This is a genomic window from Oleiphilus sp. HI0132, assembly GCF_001635845.1.
In genome coordinates, this window is record NZ_LWGJ01001759.1 from 1 (window position 1) to 862 (window position 862).

Annotated in this window: 2 protein-coding genes and 1 pseudogene; all 3 read left to right on the top strand. The window is 46.5% G+C overall.

Features of this window, described 5'->3' with window-relative positions; all coding sequences use genetic code 11:
• Positions 1–231, top strand: a 231-nt coding sequence (gene rpsM / locus A3766_RS26865; protein WP_156509176.1) for a 30S ribosomal protein S13, incomplete at its 5' end; no start/stop codon positions are given.
• Positions 232–243: 12 nt separating this feature from the next.
• Complete coding sequence (rpsK, locus tag A3766_RS26870) at positions 244–633, top strand: 30S ribosomal protein S11 (protein WP_068508553.1); 390 nt, start codon at positions 244–246, stop codon at positions 631–633.
• Positions 634–644: 11 nt separating this feature from the next.
• Positions 645–862 (top strand): annotated as a pseudogene (gene rpsD / locus A3766_RS26875) (30S ribosomal protein S4); the annotation flags it as partial.

Consider the following 862-nt stretch of genomic DNA (forward strand, 5'->3'; position numbering starts at 1 on the left):
GCTAAAGTTAGCACGCTATCTGAAGAGCAGTTAGAAATATTGCGTTCTGAGGTCAATAACTTGACCGTAGAAGGCGATTTGCGTCGTGAACTTCAAATGAATATTAAACGGTTGAAGGACCTGGGTTGTTATCGTGGTCTTCGTCATCGTCACAGCTTGCCTGTGCGCGGTCAGCGAAGCAAAACGAACGCACGTACCCGTAAGGGCCCTCGTAAACCAATTCGTAAATAATAGGAATTCGTAATGGCAAAGCCAGGTACACGTACCCGTAAAAAGGTGAAAAAGACTGTTGTTGATGGTATGGCTCATATCCATGCATCATTCAACAATACTATCGTTACCATTACTGACCGCCAAGGCAACGCTCTATCTTGGGCAACTGCTGGTGGATCAGGTTTCCGTGGTTCGCGAAAAAGTACACCTTTTGCTGCGCAGGTAGCAGCTGAAAGAGCCGGTAATGCGGCTGCTGAATACGGCCTTAAGAACTTAGAAGTTCAAGTTAAGGGTCCTGGACCAGGACGCGAGTCCGCTGTTCGCGCTTTAAACGCTTGTGGTTATAAAATCACAAATATCACGGATGTGACACCTATTCCACACAATGGTTGTCGCCCACCTAAGAAACGTCGCGTTTAGAGGATTAGCAAATGGCTCGTTATATTGGACCAAAATGTAAACTGTCACGCCGTGAAGGTACTGACTTATTTTTGAAAAGTGGCGCTAAAGCGCTAGATTCAAAGTGTAACTTAGAAACTGCTCCAGGTATGCACGGTGCTCGTCGCGGACGTTTGTCTGAATACGGTACCCAGCTACGTGAGAAGCAGAAAGTTCGCCGTCTATACGGTGTTCTTGAAAAACAGTTCCG